This is a genomic window from Achromobacter sp. UMC71 (assembly GCF_014170305.1).
Classification (GTDB): domain Bacteria; phylum Pseudomonadota; class Gammaproteobacteria; order Burkholderiales; family Burkholderiaceae_B; genus Achromobacter.
Window position 1 is genome coordinate 65,682 of sequence record NZ_LZZT01000028.1, and the last position, 17,765, is coordinate 83,446.

The 17,765-nt window shown below is 67.2% G+C and carries 14 protein-coding genes; 6 read left to right on the forward strand and 8 right to left on the reverse strand.

Annotated features, from left to right (window positions below; translation table 11 throughout):
- Positions 1–37 precede the first annotated feature (37 nt).
- Together A9974_RS13000 and fabI are read left to right on the forward strand one after the other, a co-directional pair.
- Positions 38–1,222: an acetate/propionate family kinase gene (locus A9974_RS13000; protein ID WP_183004504.1), complete on the forward strand. Its 1,185-nt coding sequence runs from the start codon at positions 38–40 to the stop codon at positions 1,220–1,222.
- Positions 1,219–1,992 (forward strand): enoyl-ACP reductase FabI, encoded by a 774-nt coding sequence (gene fabI, locus A9974_RS13005; protein WP_183004505.1) that lies wholly within the window; start codon positions 1,219–1,221, stop codon positions 1,990–1,992. Before A9974_RS13000 ends, fabI begins: the two co-directional genes overlap by 4 nt.
- A gap of 63 nt (positions 1,993–2,055) precedes the next feature.
- Here the strand turns inward: fabI and A9974_RS13010 are convergent, their stop codons facing one another.
- The gene (locus A9974_RS13010) at positions 2,056–3,747 is read right to left on the reverse strand and encodes a SulP family inorganic anion transporter (protein WP_183004506.1); all 1,692 of its coding nucleotides are present in this window, start codon (positions 3,745–3,747) and stop codon (positions 2,056–2,058) included.
- A gap of 285 nt (positions 3,748–4,032) precedes the next feature.
- On the opposite strand from A9974_RS13010, the gene A9974_RS13015 reads away from it, so the two are divergent.
- Entirely contained in the window at positions 4,033–5,022 is a 990-nt protein-coding gene (locus A9974_RS13015) for a tripartite tricarboxylate transporter substrate binding protein (protein ID WP_183004507.1), read from the forward strand.
- Positions 5,023–5,511: 489 nt separating this feature from the next.
- Here the strand turns inward: A9974_RS13015 and A9974_RS13020 are convergent, their stop codons facing one another.
- The 3 genes from A9974_RS13020 to tkt form a co-directional block, all read right to left on the reverse strand.
- Entirely contained in the window at positions 5,512–6,705 is a 1,194-nt protein-coding gene (locus A9974_RS13020; RefSeq protein ID WP_183004508.1) for a phosphoglycerate kinase, read from the reverse strand.
- A gap of 95 nt (positions 6,706–6,800) precedes the next feature.
- Positions 6,801–7,811, reverse strand: a complete 1,011-nt coding sequence (gene gap / locus A9974_RS13025) for a type I glyceraldehyde-3-phosphate dehydrogenase (RefSeq protein WP_183004509.1) — start codon at positions 7,809–7,811, stop codon at positions 6,801–6,803.
- Positions 7,812–7,826: 15 nt separating this feature from the next.
- Complete coding sequence (gene tkt / locus A9974_RS13030; RefSeq protein WP_183004510.1) at positions 7,827–9,863, reverse strand: transketolase; 2,037 nt, start codon at positions 9,861–9,863, stop codon at positions 7,827–7,829.
- 259 nt (positions 9,864–10,122) lie between these two features.
- On the opposite strand from tkt, the gene A9974_RS13035 reads away from it, so the two are divergent.
- Together A9974_RS13035 and A9974_RS13040 are read left to right on the forward strand one after the other, a co-directional pair.
- Positions 10,123–10,569 (forward strand): hypothetical protein, encoded by a 447-nt coding sequence (locus A9974_RS13035; protein WP_255468149.1) that lies wholly within the window; start codon positions 10,123–10,125, stop codon positions 10,567–10,569.
- Between the two features lie 81 nt (positions 10,570–10,650).
- Positions 10,651–11,382, forward strand: coding sequence for a 16S rRNA (uracil(1498)-N(3))-methyltransferase (locus A9974_RS13040; protein ID WP_183004512.1), 732 nt, complete (start codon positions 10,651–10,653; stop codon positions 11,380–11,382).
- A gap of 86 nt (positions 11,383–11,468) precedes the next feature.
- Here A9974_RS13040 and A9974_RS13045 read toward each other — a convergent pair whose 3' ends face one another.
- The 4 genes from A9974_RS13045 to A9974_RS13060 form a co-directional block, all read right to left on the reverse strand.
- Positions 11,469–11,936 (reverse strand): barstar family protein, encoded by a 468-nt coding sequence (locus A9974_RS13045; protein ID WP_183004513.1) that lies wholly within the window; start codon positions 11,934–11,936, stop codon positions 11,469–11,471.
- Positions 11,933–13,165, reverse strand: coding sequence for a patatin-like phospholipase family protein (locus A9974_RS13050; RefSeq protein ID WP_255468150.1), 1,233 nt, complete (start codon positions 13,163–13,165; stop codon positions 11,933–11,935). The genes A9974_RS13045 and A9974_RS13050 overlap by 4 nt, the downstream gene beginning before the upstream one ends.
- A complete protein-coding gene (locus A9974_RS13055) occupies positions 13,146–15,434 on the reverse strand; it encodes an NADP-dependent malic enzyme (protein ID WP_183004514.1) in 2,289 nt (762 codons plus the stop codon). Before A9974_RS13055 ends, A9974_RS13050 begins: the two co-directional genes overlap by 20 nt.
- Positions 15,435–15,572: 138 nt before the next feature.
- A complete protein-coding gene (locus A9974_RS13060) occupies positions 15,573–16,463 on the reverse strand; it encodes an FAD-binding protein (protein WP_183004515.1) in 891 nt (296 codons plus the stop codon).
- Between the two features lie 45 nt (positions 16,464–16,508).
- On the opposite strand from A9974_RS13060, the gene A9974_RS13065 reads away from it, so the two are divergent.
- Positions 16,509–17,669, forward strand: a complete 1,161-nt coding sequence (locus tag A9974_RS13065) for a pyridoxal phosphate-dependent aminotransferase (protein WP_183004516.1) — start codon at positions 16,509–16,511, stop codon at positions 17,667–17,669.
- Positions 17,670–17,765: the final 96 nt, after the last annotated feature.

A 17,765-nucleotide genomic window follows, 5' to 3' on the forward strand; every position in this document is an offset into this window, starting at 1 on the left:
CCCCGCCTCGTCCGTTGCATCAAGAGGCTCTCGACCCATGTCCGACACCATCCTGGTCATCAACGCCGGCAGTTCCAGCATCAAGTTCTACCTGTACGACATTGACGCCAAGCAGGCCCTGGCGCCGCGGCTGGGCGGCCAGCTCGAAGGCATCGGCACCAGCCATCCGCGGCTGCGCGTGCGCGACGCGGCCGGCCAGACGCTGGTGGAACGCGACATCGCGCCCAGCCATGCGCCCGACGTGCCCAATGGGCAGGAAGTAGTCGGCACCTGGCTCAGCGGCCACCTGGGCGGCGCGCCGCTGGCGGTGGGACACCGCGTGGTGCATGGCGGACCCGACCTGTCCGAGCCGGTGCTGATCGACGACGACATCCTGGCCCGGCTGGACGCCTTCACGCCGCTGGCGCCGCTGCACCAGCCCAACAACCTGGCACCCATCCGCGTGATCCGCCAGCGGCGCCCTTGGATTCCTCAGGTGGCGTGCTTCGACACCGCCTTTCACCGCAGCCATTCCGACGTCGCCGACCGCTACGCCCTGCCCGACCCGCTGTACCAGCAAGGCGTGCGCCGCTATGGCTTCCATGGCCTGTCGTACGAGTACATCGCGCAGCGCCTGCGGCAGGCGTTGCCCGAGATCGCGATGGGCAAGATCATCGCTGCCCACCTGGGCTCGGGCGTGTCGGCCTGCGCCATGCATGAAGGCAAGAGCGTGGATAGCACCATGGGCTTTACCGCGCTGGAAGGCCTGCCCATGGGCACGCGGCCCGGCCGCCTGGATGCCGGCGTGGTGCTGTGGATGATGGAACAAGGCATGACGCACGACGAGATCGAGCACCTGCTCTATCACGACTGCGGCATGAAAGGCCTGTCCGGCATCAGCAACGACATGCGCGAACTGCTGGCCAGCGACGCGCCGTCGGCCAAGCTGGCGCTGTCGTACTTCGCCTGGCGCGTGGCCGAAGGCATGATCGGGCTGGGCTGCGCCATGAACGGCATCGACGGCATCGTCTTCACCGCCGGCGTCGGCGAGAACTCGGCCGAGATCCGCCAGGCCATCAGCGAACACTGGGGCTGGCTCGGCATCAAGCTGGATCCGCAGCGCAACGCCCACCATGGGCCGCGCATCTCCAGCGACGACAGCCGCATCGGCGTCTACGTGGTGCGCACCAACGAAGAACTGGTGATCGCGCAGCACACCCTGGACCTGGTGAAACAACGATGAGCGCCGCGCTTCCCCTTGCCGGCAAACGCGGCCTGGTCACCGGCATCGCCAATGCCGACTCCATCGCCTGGGGCTGCGCCAAGGCCTTTCGCGCCATGGGCGCGGAACTGGCCGTGACCTACCTGAACGACAAGGCGCGGCCGCACGTAGAACCCCTGGCGCGCCAGGTCGACGCGTCGCTCCTGATGCCGCTGGACCTGCTGCAGGACGGCCAACTGGAGGCCGTGTTCGACCGCATCACCGAGCAATGGGGCGGCCTGGACTTCGTGCTGCACTCCATCGCCTATGCCCCGCGTGAAGACCTGCATGGCCGTGTCACCGACTGCTCGCGCGCCGGCTTCCTGCAGGCCATGGACGTCTCGTGCTGGTCGTTCATCCGCATGGCCAAGCTGGCCGAGCCCCTGATGCCGGGCGGCGGCGCGCTGTTCTGCATGAGCTACTACGGCTCGCAGATGGTGGTCGAGCACTACAACATGATGGGGCCGGTGAAGGCCGCGCTGGAATCGGCCACCCGCTACCTGGCCGCCGAACTCGGCCCGCAGGGCATCCGTGTGCACGCCATTTCGCCGGGTCCGCTGAAAACCCGCGCCGCCTCGGGCATCGCCGAATTCGACGCCCTGCTGGACCGCGCCCAGGCCAAGGCGCCGGCGCGCAGCCTGGTGTCGATCGACGACGTCGGCGAGGCCACGGCCTGGCTCGCCACCGATGCCGCCCGCCTCATGACCGGGCAGACCCTGTACATCGACGGCGGCTATCACATCATCGATTAGCGGCGCCGGGCTGACAAGGGACTCTGCCCGCCCCGCTCGGGCCGGCAGATGCCGGGTCCGACATCACGCCAGCGTGTCGGGCGCCGGCCCCTGGCGCCAGCGCTCGATCGCCTCGACCGCCTGCTCGGGGCTGGCGAAGATCTTGTCGCGCCCGATCCGGTCGGCCAGGCCGCTGCGGTCCAGCGCCATGCGGAACTGGCCGTGGCCGCCCGCCACCAGCAGCACCATGCCCCGGTCACGCAGCGCGCGCCGCAGTTCATACAGCGCTTCGATCGCATCGGCGTCCGCCTGCGTCATCGCCTCGGCGTCCAACACGAACCAGGTCGCGTCGCCCGATTGCGCGATCACCTCGCGCGCCCGTCGGCGGAATGCATCGGCATTGAAGAACCAGACCGACGACTCGAACAGCCAGATCACCGTGCCCGGCACCGGCTGCGCCTGCGGATTCAAGTGCATCTTGCCCAGCACCGACTCGCCCGGCAGCCGGCCCAGCAGCGCATCGCGCGGATTGCCCGACACATACATGGCGTACAGCAGCGTCGCGCCCACCGACACCGCCACGCCTTGCAGCACGCCAAAGCCCACCACGCCCACCGCCGCCAAAATGCCGAAGGCCAACTCGATGCGGGAAATGCGCGCCAGCCGCAAGAACGCCTGGCCATCGAACAAGCTGGTGGCCGCCAGCAGCAGAATCGCCGACAACACCGCCTGCGGCAGCCAGTAGAGCGGCGCGCTCAGCAGGCCCACCACCACCGCCAGGGCCGCAGCCGCGCTCACGCCCACCAGCGGCGACGAACCGCCCGCCGCCAGGCCCACCGCCGTGCGTGAATCGGCCCCCGTCACCACGAAGCCCTGGAACAGGCCCGCCATCACATTGGCCGCGCCAAAGCCCACGAGTTCACGGTTCGGGTCCACGTGCTCGCCGGTGCGCGCCGCGAAACTGCGCGCTGTCACGATGCCGCTGGAAAAGCTCACCACCAGTACCCCGGCCGCGCCCAGCAGAATGTTGTCCACCCCTTCCAGCCGCACCGGCAGGCTCAACGCCGGCAGGCCGGCCGGCACCTCGCCCACTACCGCGATGCCCAGGCTGGGAAAATCGAACAGCCACGACAGCAAGCACGCGCCCACCACCAGCAGGATCGGTCCCGGCCAGGTTGGCCGCCAGCGCTTGACCGCCACCAGCAACAGGCACGACGCCACGCCCAGGCACAATGTTGGAACGCGGATCTCGGATACGCGCCGCGACAACTCCAAAAACGGATGGATCAGCCCGCTGTTGCGCAGCCCCACCCCGGTCAGCCCGCTCAGCTGCGACAGCGCCAGCGTCAACGCGACCCCCGCCATATAGCCGATCAGCACCGGCCGCGACAGCAGATTGGCCAGCACCCCTAGCCGCAACACCCGCGCGACCAGGCAGCCCACCCCCACGGTCAACGCAATGCCCGTCGCCGCCACCAGCCGGTCTTCGGGCGTCGTCAACGCCATCCCCGTCAGCGTTGCCGCGATCAGCGTGCAGGTGGCCGTATCCGGCCCCACGATCAGCGTGCGCGACGAGCCGAACAGCGCGTAACCCAGCATCCCCGCGATCGCCGCCCACAACCCCGCCACCGGCGGCACCCCCATCATCGCCGCGTAGGCCAGCCCCACCGGCAACGCCACCGCCGCCACGCTCAGCCCGGCCGCCACGTCACGGCCCGCGGACTGCCGCGTGATGCCGCGGAAATTATTCAGGCCAGGAAGAAAACGTAGATTCATGGAGCGGCAAGGCAGCTGAAAAACCAGAAAATCCGCGGCGCGCGGGCGAGCGACAAGGCTACACCAGTCCACGTCCCCAATACCTGTCGTCAGATCAAACGGGCCGCGCCGCTTCATTCCAAAAAGGAATTGATTTCCTTAACTATTTATCCCTTTTTATCAATTTCCCGATTGCGTAGAGTCGTGGGCACAACAAACGCGGCGTCATTGCCGCTCCCGGGGCTGCCCTAGCGGCCCCGGAACAACAGCGCGGTGCCCCCCGGGGCCCGCGCGCCAGGAGACTCCATGCCCCACGCCTTCCTGCGTCGCGCCGCGCGCGCGCTCGCTCTGACCACGCTCGCTCTCGGGGCCTCCGCGCCCGCCCTGTCGCAGGCCCAGTCCTACCCCGACCGCCCCATCAAGCTCGTCGTTCCGTGGCCTCCCGGCGGCGCCACGGACGCCCTGGGCCGCATGCTCGCCCAGCGCCTGACTGAACGCCTGGGCCAGACCGTCATCGTCGACAACAAAGCCGGCGCCGGCGGCAACATCGGCACCGCCTCGTTCGTACGCGAAAAGCCCGACGGCTACACCCTGCTGGTGGCGACCAGCTCGACCAACGCCGCCAACCCCCATCTGTACGCCCGCCTGGGCTTTGACCCCATCAAGGACTTCACCCCGGTCGCCTTCGTCGCCGAAATCCCCAACATCCTTGAAGTCCCCAAGCAATCGCCTTACCAGTCCGTGCGCGACCTCGTCGAGGCCGCCCGCGCCGCACCCGGCAAGCTCAATTACGGCTCCGGCGGCGTCGGCTCGTCCCAGCACCTGGCCGGCGCCATGTTCAAGTCGCGCACCGGCATCGACATCCTGCACATTCCTTACAAAGGCAGCGGCCCCGCGGTCTCCGACCTGCTCGCCGGGCAGGTCGACATGATGATCGACACCGGCTCGCTCGCCCAGGTCCAGGCTGGCGCGCTGCGCGCCCTGGCCGTTGCCTCGCGCCAGCGCCTGCCTGCCCTGCCCGACGTTCCCACCTTCGAGGAAGCCGGCGTCCCCGACATGCATGCCTCGGCCTGGTACGGCATCGTCGCCCCCGCGGGCACGCCTGCCGCCATCGTCGACCGCCTGAACCGCGACATCAACGCCATCACCGCCGCCCCCGACATGCGCCAGCGCATGGAAGCCATGGGCGCCCTCGTCCCCGCGGGGCAGACGCCCGCGGCCTTCGGCGAATTCATGCGCACGGAAATCGACCGCTACGGCGCGATCGTGAAGCTGTCGGGCGCAAAGATGGAGTAAAGGCACAAGCAAAGGCATCGCCACCCCGGCGTAGCGAGCCGCCAGGCAGCGCACGACATCGTTCAGCCCCCCACCTGCGCAAGCGCGCAGCGCGCATCGCCCCGACGCCTCACCGCACGTATGCCAGGACCGGCCGCCCGCGTGGCCGGTCCTGGCGGGCCCCGCAAACCTCCCCACATGCCATTGACCCAGCAACGCCACAAGCCAAGACGCCCGTAGCCCGGGGCGGCGGCTGGCAGGGCGTCGAGCAACCTCGATGCGCCCGAGGGAATCTGAAGGAGGAGCCGAAGGCTCGGACGAAGATGACGACGGGGCAGTCCGGAGCGAAGGCTCCGGACCGCAATCGTGGGCGCTCGACGCCCTGCCAGCCGCCGTCCCGGGCGACCTACGAAGCACCAGGGCGACAAGCCAAGACAAAACAACCATAACGACCAAAAAAAACCGCTCCAAAAGGAGCGGCTTTCATCAAGCAGACACCAAGCAAAACGCTTACTTGGCCCGCTCCTGCAGCACAGCCACCGCCGGCAACGTCTTGCCTTCCAGGAACTCCAGGAAAGCGCCGCCCCCAGTCGAGATATAGCCCACCTGCTCGGAAATCCCGTACTTGGCGATCGCCGCCAACGTATCGCCGCCACCGGCGATCGAAAACCCGTCCGAGTCGGCAATCACCTGCGCCACCACCTTCGTGCCGTTGGCGAATTGATCGAACTCGAACACGCCAACCGGCCCATTCCAGACGATCGTGCCGGCCTGCTTCAGGATCGCGGCCAGCTGCTCGGCCGTTTGCGGGCCGATGTCCAGGATCATGTCGTCCGCCGCCACCGCGTCGGCCGCCTTCACCGTCGCCTCGGCATCCGCCCCGAAGGACTTCGCGCACACCACATCCACCGGAATCGGCACATCCGCGCCGCGCTGCTGCATCAGCTCGATCACCGCGCGCGCCTGGTCCACCTGGTCGGGTTCCGCCAGCGACTTGCCGATCGACAGCCCCGCGGCCAGCATGAACGTATTGGCAATGCCGCCGCCCACCACCAACTGGTCCACCTTGTCGGCCAGCGACTGCAGGATCGACAGCTTCGTCGACACCTTCGAGCCGCCCACGATCGCCACCAGCGGACGCTTGGGTTCGTGCAGCGCACGGCCCAGCGCATCCAGTTCGGCTTCGAGCAGCGGGCCCGCGCAAGCCACCGGCGCAAAGCGGGCGATGCCATGCGTCGTGGCCTCGGCCCGGTGCGCCGTGCCGAATGCGTCGTTCACGTACACGTCGCACAACGCCGCCATCTTGCGCGACAGCGCCTCGTCGTCCTTCTTTTCGCCGACATTCACGCGGCAGTTTTCCAGCAGCACCACCAGGCCCGGCTCGACCTTCACGCCGTCGACCCAGTTCTGCACCAGCGGCACCGGCATGCCCAGCAGCTCGGACAGGCGCTGGCCCACCTTGGCCAGGGAATCGGCTTCGGTCAGCACGCCTTCTTTCGGGCGGCCCAGGTGCGAAGTGACCATCACCGCGGCGCCGGCGTCCAACGCCAGGCGGATGCCGGGCACCGAGGCGCGGATGCGGGTGTCTTCGGAAATGCGGCCGGCGTCATCGAACGGCACGTTCAGATCGGCGCGGATGAACACGCGCTTGCCGGACAGGGCGCCGGCCTTGGCCAGCGCGGACAGGGTATTGACCTTGGACATATGCTTTGCTTCCTACAGTTGGCGAACAAAGGGGACGAACCCGCTTTCCGCTTGGGCGGAAAACCCGTTCGTCCCCTTCGGCCTGACAGCGATGCTTACTTGGCCGACATCAGCGCGACGGTGGTGTCGAGCATGCGGTTCGAGAAGCCCCATTCGTTGTCGTACCAGGACGACACCTTGACCAGGCGGCCCGAGACCTTGGTCAGCGACGCGTCAACGGTGCTGGAGGCCGGGTTGTGGTTGTAGTCCACCGAGACCAGGGGTTCGGTGTTGTAGTCCAGGATGCCCTTGAGCTCGCCTTCGGAGGCGGCCTTCAGGATGCCGTTCACTTCTTCCACGGTCGTATCGCGGCTGGCCACGAACGACAGGTCGACCAGCGACACGTTGATGGTCGGGACGCGGATCGAGTAGCCGTCCAGCTTGCCGTTCAGTTCCGGCAGCACCAGGCCCACTGCGGCGGCGGCGCCGGTCTTGGTGGGGATCATGCTCATCGTGGCCGAACGCGCGCGGCGCAGGTCTTCGTGGTAGACGTCGGTCAGGACCTGGTCGTTGGTGTAGGCGTGCACGGTCGTCATCAGGCCGTTTTCCACGCCCAGCTTGTCGTGCAACGGCTTGACCAGCGGGGCCAGGCAATTGGTGGTGCACGAGGCGTTGGAGATGACGGTGTGCTCGGCCTTGAGCACGCCGTGGTTCACGCCGAACACGACGGTGGCGTCAACATCCTTGCCGCCGGGAGCCGAAATGATGACCTTCTTGGCGCCGCCCTTGATATGGGCGCCGGCCTTTTCCTTGCTCGTGAAAAAGCCCGTGCACTCCAGCACCACGTCGACCTTCAGCTCGCCCCAGGGCAGCTCGGCCGGGTTGCGGTTGGCCAGCACGCGGATCTTGTCGCCATTGACGACCATGAATTCGCCGTCGACTTCGACCTTGCCGGGGAACTTGCCGTGGGCGGTGTCGTAGCGGGTCAGGTGGGCGTTCGTCTTGGGATCGCCCAGGTCGTTGATGGCGACGATTTCGATATCGTGCTTCTTGCCACCTTCGTAGTGGGCACGCAGGATGTTGCGGCCGATGCGACCGTAACCGTTGATGGCGACGCGAATAGTCATGACTAAGCTCCTTTTTTACAAAACTTGGCGGACGGTCTCGGCCACCTTGTCGGCGGTCAGCCCGAAGAACTTGAACAGCGCGCCGGCCGGAGCGGACTCGCCATAGCGGTCGATGCCGACCACGGCGCCTTCCAGGCCCACGTATTTGTGCCAGAAGGCGGTCACACCGGCCTCGACGGCCACGCGCGGCAGGCCTTTGGGCAGCACGGATTGCTTCCAGGCGGCATCCTGGCGGTCGAACACGTCGGTGCTGGGCATGGAGACCACGCGCACCGCGATGCCGTCCTTGGCCAGTTGGGCCTGCGCGTCCAGCGCGATGGCCACTTCGGAGCCGGTGGCGATGATGACGGCGCGGGCGCCTTCGGCATCGCGCAGCACGTAGCCGCCGCGGGCGATCGCGTCCACGGTGGCGGCATCGCGCGGCACGAACGGCAGGTTCTGGCGCGACAGCAACAGGGCCGTCGGGCCGCCGTCATGCACGTCCATGCCGATGCTGGTCGGGCGCGTCACGGCGGCATTCCAGGCCACGGCGGTTTCGGCCGTGTCGCAAGGACGCCAGAGCGACAGGTTGGGGATCAGGCGCAGGCTGGCGGCGTGCTCGATCGATTGGTGAGTGGGGCCGTCTTCGCCCAGGCCGATCGAATCGTGCGTGAACACGTGCACCACGCGTTGCTTCATCAGCGCGGCCATGCGGATGGCGTTGCGCGAGTAGTCCGAGAACGTCAGGAACGTGCCGCCGAACGGCAGGTAACCACCGTGCAGGGCCACGCCGTTCATGATGGCGGCCATGCCGAATTCGCGCACGCCGTAGTTGATGTGGCGACCGAACTGGATGCCCTTGTCGCCGGCGCGCACGGCGGCCACGCCCTTCCAGTCGGTGAAGTTGGAGCCGGTCAGGTCGGCCGAGCCGCCCAGCATTTCCGGCAGCGCGGCGGCCAGCGCCGTGATCGCGAACTGCGAGGCCTTGCGGGTGGCCACGGTTTCAGCCTTTTCCAGCGTGGTGTTCAGGAACGCCTGGAATTGCTCGGCATAGCCGGCGGGCATTTCGCCCTTCATGCGGCGGGTGAACTCGGCGGCGTCGGAGGGGAACGCGGCGGCGTAGGCGTCGAACGCCGACTGCCATTCGGCTTGCGCAGCCGCGCCGGTCTTGCGGCCGTCCCAGCCGTCGTACACGTCTTGCGGAATCTGGAAGGGCTCGGCCGACCAGCCCAGCGCGGCGCGGGTGGCGGCGATTTCGTCCTTGCCCAGCGGGGCCCCGTGCACATTGTGGGTGCCGGCCATGTTGGGCGAACCCTTGCCGATGACGGTGCGGCAGATGATCAGCGTGGGCTTTTCCGATTGCGCGCGGGCGGCCTTGATGGCGGCGTCCACGGCGGCGGCGTCATGGCCATCGATGCCCCGGATGACGTTCCAGCCGTAGCCCTCGAAGCGCTTGGCGGTGTCGTCGGCGAACCAGTGCTCGACGTGGCCGTCGATGGAAATGCCGTTGTCGTCGTACAGGACGACCAGCTTGGACAGCTTGAGCGTGCCGGCCAGCGAGCAGACTTCATGCGAGATGCCTTCCATCAGGCAGCCGTCGCCCGTGAAGGCGTAGGTGTGATGGTCGACGATGGTGTGACCGGGCTTGTTGAATTCGGCGGCCAGCAGCGCTTCGGCCAGCGCCATGCCCACGGCATTGCCCAGGCCCTGGCCCAGCGGGCCGGTGGTGGTTTCCACGCCCGGGGTGATGCCCACTTCGGGGTGGCCCGGCGTCTTGGAATGCAGCTGGCGGAAATTCTTGAGCTCTTCGATCGGCAGATCGTAGCCCGTCAGGTGCAGCAGGGCGTAGATCAACATCGAGCCATGGCCGTTGGACAGCACGAAGCGGTCGCGGTTGGCCCAGGCGGGATCCTTGGGATTGTGGCGCAGGTTGCCGATCCAGAGGGCCTGGGCGATTTCCGCCATGCCCATGGGAGCACCCGGGTGCCCGGAGTTCGCTTGTTGCACGGCATCCATCGCGAGGGCGCGGATGGCATCCGCCAAGGCAAGTTTAGGGGCGGTCGGATTGCTCATTCGGAAGGCTCTTTGAAGCTGGCGCGCCCAAGCAGGAAATGGGGGCCAGTTGAGTAGGTTGCGAAGCAAAAGATTTTAGCATCCGGGGCTTGCCCCCCCGCCATCGGGCGGCGGGGCGAGGTAAATGGGCGCATTCCCGGGGAAATCGCGGGCGGCCAGCCGGAAAATGATGGGGTGGAAGCCACAATTGCGGCGAGGCGGTCCGAGATTCATGATGGCTGCATGTATCCGCCACTGGACGCCCGCTAAGATGAACCGCATGCTGAACGTCACCCTGCCCGTCGAAGGCATCATGGCATTGCGCAATGCGCTGGGCGAAGAGCAGGCCATTGCCATTGCCCATTCCCTGGAACTCGCCCAGATACGGGGCGAGGCCGAACTGGCGGCCACGTTGCGGCAAGAATGGCAAAAAGAAGCGGTTACGTTACGGCAAGAATGGCAAAAGGAACTGGCTGCCGCCGTCGCCCCACTCGCCCGGCGTGAGGAAATACAGGAACTGCGCCGCGAAATCGCCAAGCTTCCCAACCGCGAAGAACTCAAGCGCTTCGCCACTCACGAAGACTTGGCAGAACTGCGCAGCCAATTCCTGCGCCTGGACAAAAAGATGACCGTGGGCTTCCTGGTATTGCTCGCGCTCAACCTCACTTCCAACACCCCGCTCTTCATCGAGTGGGGGACCAAAGTGGTAGGCTACGCGCTCAAGTAGCCCGGGGATACCGCCGCCTGCAACACGCCCGGTCCCACCCCCTGCCCTTCGCTCCATTTTCCATCCGTTGCCGCAACGCCCATGTCCGCCCCCCGCTTCTTCTGCGATGCCCCTCTGTCCGCCCGTGCCCGCATCGCGCTGCCCGACGCCCTGGCCCACCACGCCCTGAGAGTGCTGCGCCTGCGCGCCGGGGAATCCGTCATCCTGTTCAACGGCAAGGGGGGTGAATACCCCGCCGTGCTGGAAGTCGAGGGCAAGGCCGGCTTCGCTCAATTGGGCGCCTTCGAGGCTCGCGAGGCCGAGCTGGCCGGTCGCATCACCCTGGTGCAGGGCCTGCCTTCCGGCGACAAGATGGACTGGGTGGTGGAAAAGGCCGTGGAACTGGGCGCGGCCCAGGTCTGCCCCATCGCGGCTCAGCGCAGCGTGCTGCAGCTGTCCGGCCCACGACTGGACAAGCGGGTCGCCCACTGGCAGCGCATCGCGCAATCGGCCGCCGAGCAGTGCGGCCGCAACCGCCTGATGACCGTCAATGCCCCCGTTACCCTGGCTGACTGGCTGGCGCTGCCGGCAGACGGCCTGCGTCTGTTGTGCCACCCCGATGCTGACACCGACCTGGCCGGCCTGTTGCATGCCACGCCCAGCCTGGCATCGCTGACCCTGCTGGTGGGCCCGGAAGGGGGTTGGTCTGACAAGGAATTGGCCGAGGCCCGCAAAGCCGGCGTGCAAGCTGTCAGGTTCGGGCCGCGAGTGCTACGGACCGAAACGGCTGGTCTCGCCTTGATCGCTGCGGCGGGCGCCCTGCTGGGCTGGTAACGGGATAAAAAGGGATAGAAAACACAACCGGCGTCGCTGACGCCGGCGGAGTATCCGGCAAGCCTATCGGGCTGCCACGACTGAAATCAGTCGTTTTCGCCGTAGGGCGCGGCGGCGACACCGGGTTCGGGATCCGGGTGCTTGCCCGCGTGTTCCACGACATACGCAAAGGTACGGCCATTTTCGTGCGCGAACTCGGCCGCGTCGGCGCACACCGACTCGATGCGGGCGGCGTCGTCTTCCAGGGCTGGGTCGCCCGAATGCAATTTGTACAACCACAGCACCACGCCGATTTTGTGATCCAGCACGGTATCGCACAGGCAGTCGTAGAGCGCGTCCAGGTTGCCGCCGAAATACTCGGGGAAATCCACGGCCTTGGCAATAGCCCGCAGCACCGCCGAACGGCTGCGCGCCGGGTCGCAATTGGCCACGAACAGGGATAGGCCGAGTTCATGCGCGGCGTCGACCACGGCTTTTTTGTCCAGCCCGTCATGAGCCAGCGCTCCACCTCGCTTCAACTGCCGCTGCAGGGTAGATTGGGCATTGCGCGTCATGCCTGTGCCTCCTTGAAAAAGGCGATCACTTCTTCGGTACGCTGCATCGTATCGGCATAACCCAGTTCGATCAATCGCTTGGTGTAGCTGGACTCGAACAACAGGTAGGACATCAGCGCGCCACCGCCGGGGCGGCCTGGGTCGGACGATACACCGAGTACGCGAAAAAGGGCACGGGCCTGGGCCGGCATGTCGTCCAGGTGTTCCAGCGCCAGCGAATCCAGAGACCGGCTGGGAGTGATCGCCAGCACCTGGATGCGGCGCACGTTGACCTCGCCTTCCTCCAGGGGCACCGCGTGGTCCACCAGGTAGTTCATGCGCTCCAGGCGCTCGACGTCCATCGACAGGCCATCCAGGAAGATGCTGGATAGCGCGTGGCCGCCCACCTGGGCCAGCGACGGGTACGGCGGCGCGGCTTCCCGGTGTTCGGGGTGGGTGTCATCGCGAAAGCCCGTGCCGATCACCAGCACCCGGTGCGCCCCCAGGTGGATGGCGGGGCTGATCGGCGCCAGCTGCCGCATGGACCCGTCGCCGCACCACTCGCCCTTGCCGTGCACCGGGATCTGCCGGGCAGGGAACACGAAGGGGATGGCCGACGAGGCCATCAGGTGGTCCACCGTGATCGGCGTGGGAATGGCCAGCCGCAGGTAGCGGTGCCAGGGCTCGATCGGCGTGTGGGCCTGATAGAACGTCAGGTGCTCGCCGCTGGTGTAACCCGAGGCGGTGATGGCCAGCGCCGACAGCGAGCCGCTTTCGAGGTTGGATTGCAGATGATCGAAATTCAGCACCCGGCCCAGCAGCGCCTGCATCGGGCTGTTGTCCAGCAGCGACTGCGGCCGCTTGCGCGTCAGGCCGGAATACATCCAGCCCAGCGACAACAGGCCCAGCCAGCGCACGCCCGTGCGGATCAGCCCGGGCGCGTCGGCCCGGTAGATCATGTCGGTATTCAGCGACGACCACAGGCGCCGGATGCGGCGCACGCCCAGGTGCGGACGTTCGGCCCGGCAGGCCAGCGCCGCGGCGTTGATGGCGCCCGCGGACGTGCCGCAGATGATGTCGAAGGGGTTCTTGAAACGCGAATGCCAGTCGGGGTCCAGCAGCTCCATGATGGCGCTGAGCACGCCCACCTGGTAGGCGGCGCGCGCGCCGCCCCCGGTCAGGACCAGGCCGGTCGGCGTGCGTGGGCACGCCGGACCGCCCGCAGCGACTTCAACGTGGCGTATTGGCATCGACCACAGTCATCGCGGTCATGTTGACGATGCGGCGCACGGTCGAGCTGGAGGTCAAAATGTGCACCGGCGCGTTGGCGCCCAGCAGGAACGGGCCCACCGCGACATTGCCGCCGGCGGCCGTCTTGAGCAGGTTGTAGGCGATGTTGCCGGCGTCCACGTTCGGGCACACCAGCAGATTGGCTTCGCCCTTGAGCGTGGACGAGGGCAGGATGCGCAGGCGCAGCGCTTCGTCCAGCGCGCAGTCGCCGTGCATTTCGCCGTCGATTTCCAGTTCCGGCGCGGCTTCGCGCACCAGCTCCAGCGCGCGGCGCATCTTGGCACCCGACGCCGAGCTGCCCGAACCGAAGTTCGACCGCGACAGCAGCGCCACCTTGGGGGCCAGGAACATGCGGCTCATTTCGCGGGCCGCGGCAATCGTGAACTCGGCGATCTGCTCGGCCGTCGGTTCATCATTCACATGCGTGTCCACCAGCACCACCGTGCGCTCGTTGAGCAGCAGGATGTTCATGGCGGCGTAGACGTTGCGGCCGGGCCGGCGGCCGATCACTTCATCCACGAAACGCAGGTGGTCGTGGTAGGCGCCCACCGAGCCGCAGATCATGCCGTCGGCATCGCCCAGGTGCACCATCATCGCACCGATCAAGGTCATGCGGCGGCGCATTTCCACGCGCGCCATTTCCTTGGTGATGCCGCGGCGGCACATGCGCTCCCAATACGTCGTCCAGTACTGGTGGAAGCGTTCGTCGTATTCGGGGTTGGTGACTTCGACGTCTTCGCCCAGGCGCAGGCGCAGGCCCAGTTTTTCGATGCGGGTCAGCAGCACCGACGGGCGGCCCACCAGGATCGGACGGGCCAGGCCTTCGTCCACCACCACCTGCACGGCGCGCAGCACGCGCTCGTCTTCGCCTTCGGCGTACACGATGCGGGCCGGGCCGCCTTCGCGCACGATGCGCTTGGCCGCCGAAAACAGCGGCTTCATGAAGGCGCCCGAGTGATACACGAACTGCTGCAGCTGTTCTTCGTAGGCTTCCAGGTCGGCCAAGGGGCGCGTGGCCACGCCGCCGTCCATGGCGGCCTTGGCCACCGCCGGCGCGATGCGCACGATCAGGCGCGGATCGAACGGCTTGGGAATCAGGTATTCAGGGCCGAAAGAAATATCGAACGTGCCATAGGCCGCGGCGACGACTTCGTTCTGTTCTTCCTGCGCCAGCTGGGCGATGGCGTAGACCGCCGCCTTCTCCATTTCGCGCGTAATGGTGGTGGCGCCCACATCCAGCGCGCCGCGGAAGATGTACGGGAAGCACAGGACGTTGTTGACCTGGTTCGGGTAGTCCGAACGGCCGGTGGCCATCACCACGTCGTCGCGTACCGAATGGGCCAGCTCGGGCAGGATTTCCGGGGTGGGGTTGGCCAGCGCCAGGATCAGCGGACGTGGGCCCATGGTGGCGACCATTTCCGGCTTGAGCACGCCGCCGGCCGACAGGCCCAGGAACACGTCGGCACCCTCGATTACTTCGGCCAGCTTGCGGGCATCGGTCTTTTGCACGAAGCGCGCCTTGTCCGGGTCCATCAACGTGGTGCGGCCCTCAAAGACCACGCCCTCGATGTCGGTCACCCAGATGTTTTCCAGCGGCAAGCCCAGGTCCACCATCAGGTCCAGGCAGGCCAGCGCCGCCGCGCCGGCGCCGGAGGTCACGACCTTGACCTTGTCGATTTCCTTGCCCACGACCTTCAGGCCGTTGATGAAGGCGGCCGACACGCAGATCGCGGTGCCGTGCTGGTCATCATGGAAAACGGGAATCTTCATGCGCTCGCGCAGCTTGCGCTCGACCGTGAAGCATTCCGGCGCCTTGATGTCTTCGAGGTTGATGCCGCCGAAGGTGGCTTCCAGGCCGGCGATGATCTCGACCAGCTTGTCCGGGTCGGTTTCGTTGATCTCGATGTCGAACACGTCCAGGCCGGCGAATTTCTTGAACAGGACGGCCTTGCCTTCCATCACCGGCTTGGAGGCCAGCGCGCCGATGTTGCCCAGGCCCAGCACCGCGGTGCCGTTGGTGATCACACCCACCAGGTTGCCGCGCGCGGTGTAGCGGAACACGTTGGCCGGATCCGCCACGATTTCCTCACAGGCCGCCGCGACGCCGGGCGAATACGCCAGGGCCAGGTCGCGCTGGTTGGTGAGCTGCTTGGTCGGGGTGACCGAGATTTTGCCGGGGCGGCCGTGCTCGTGATATTCAAGGGCGGCTTTGCGAAGGTTGGCATCCATAGGGGCGGCTACTGGCTAGAGTGAGGAACACGGAAAGGGGGCAATTCTATTCCGATGGCGGACGGCGCGAAACGTTCCCTGCGCCTTCCGGGCCGCGCCTGCCCCTTTGCCGCAAGCGCCGTCCATCTTACCCTCGGCTTACAAATTGTCGCTATTCGGGCCGTCCTGGAATTCGGGAAAACGCCCATAGGGATCGAATAGCGACTTGATCCGCGCCTGCAGCGTAGAGGATGGCGACGACACACCCGTTTCAGGCGGCGCCGCGGCCGGCCTGGCCTCCAGCGTCACCCCCTGTACCCAGGCCAGCGTGCCGCCGTGCCCCAGCAGCAGCTGCGCCAGATTGACGGTGTCCGGCGCCTGTGGCGCCAGCGCATCCAGGCGATAGCGCCCATCCCAGGGCTGCCCCGGTTCATAACCGGTGGCGAAGGCGCCGCCCGACAGCTGGAACAAGGACGGGATCAGCCGCTGCACCGTGGCCGACTTCAGCGGCTGCACGTCGGCGGTGCCGAACGGCCCCAGCGTTTCCTCCACCCCATCGGCCAGCATCAGGTCCACGGCCACCACCCCCGAGGCCGCGCATTGCCCCGTCGGCCAAGGCGCCGGCGCCGCCAGCCATTGCGCCAGCGTCATGGCGCCCGGCAGCCCGTCGAACTGCGTCAAGCCTGCCTGCGCCAAGGCGGCCAGCGGCACGCCAGGCTGGGCCCGCCAGCGCGGCGTAGGCCCGTTCAGCCGCGCCAGGCCCGACAAGGCGCCGGGGTCCAGCCGCAGCATGGGGCCGTAGACGGGCGCGAACGGCCCTTGCGCATCATCCAGCGCCATCACCACCCCGTATTCCGCGCACAGCGTGCGCGCCTGCGTCACATCCGATTCGCGCGCGGGCGTCAGGACCGCGCGCGGTCCCTCGGCGCCGGCGTCGCCCAGGTCGCGCACGGCGCCGTGGCACGACAGCCCCAGGCGCTGCAAGAAGGTGGCCCAGGGTGTCTGGACGGGTCGCCGGCCAAGGAGGAAAGCGCGCCGCGATGGCTGCATGACTACAATTCCTTTTTTCCGCTACAAGTAGCCTTCGAGAATCCGATGCCCCGCCTTGCCACCCGTACTCACGATTTCCTGACCTTCCAGGTCGTCGAATTGTTCAAGCAGGCGCAAGCGCTGCAGGCGGCGGGCAAGGACATCATCAGCCTGGGCATCGGCGAACCGGACTTTACCGCGCCGCCTCAGGTCGTGGAAGCGCTGCAGCGCGCCGCGCAGGCCGGCCAGAGCGGCTACAGCGCGCCCGCCGGCCTGATGCCGCTGCGCGAAGCCATCGCCCAGTTCTACCACGACCAGTTCGGCGCCACGATCAACCCCAAGCGCGTCATCGTCACCGCCGGCGCGTCCGGCGCCTTGACCCTGGCCTGCGCCGCCCTGGTCAACACGGGCGGCGAAGTCCTGATGCCGGACCCATCCTACCCCGCCAACAGCAACTTCGTGCTGGCCGCGGGCGGCCGCCCTCGCCTGATTCCCAGCTCCGCCGACAAGCGCTTCCAGTTGTCCGCCCAGGACGTCGCCGACCATTGGACCGACGCCACCCAGGGCGTACTGGTGGCCTCGCCCAGCAACCCCACCGGCACCTCGATCGACCACGGCGAACTGGCCCGGCTGCTGGCCCAGGTCCGCGCCCGTAACGGCTTTGCCATCGTCGACGAAATCTACCTGGGCCTGTCATACGAAGGCCAGCCGCGATCCGCCCTGACGCTGGACGACGACATCATCGTCATCAACAGCTTCTCGAAGTATTTCCACATGACCGGCTGGCGCCTGGGCTGGATGATCGTCCCGGAAGACATGGTCGCCCCGGTGGAAAAGATCGCCGCCAGCCTGGCCATCTGCGCCCCCACCCTGGCCCAGCATGCCGCGCTGGCCTGCTTTTCGGCGGACGCGCTGCGCACCTTCGAGCACCGCCGTGAAGCCTTCAAGCAACGCCGCGACTACCTGCTGCCCGAATTTGAACGCCTGGGCCTGAAGGTGCCCGTCAAACCCGACGGCGCCTTCTACATCTATGCCGACATCAGCGACCTGGGCACCGACAGCGCCAGCTTTTCCCAGCGTCTGTTGCTGGAAGCCGGCGTCGCCGCCGTTCCCGGCCTGGACTTCGGCCCCGCTCACGGCCATCACACGATGCGTTTTTCATACGCGACCGGCCTGGACCGCCTGGAAGAGGCCATCGCCCGCATGGGCAAGTTGCTGCGGGGCTGACCGCCGCCGTTGCACCGCGCGCGGTTTGGCCAGGTCCGGCCAGGGGGCGGTCCGCGGGTCCGGCCGCTCCCTAGGGCCTGTTAACACTAGAAGGCC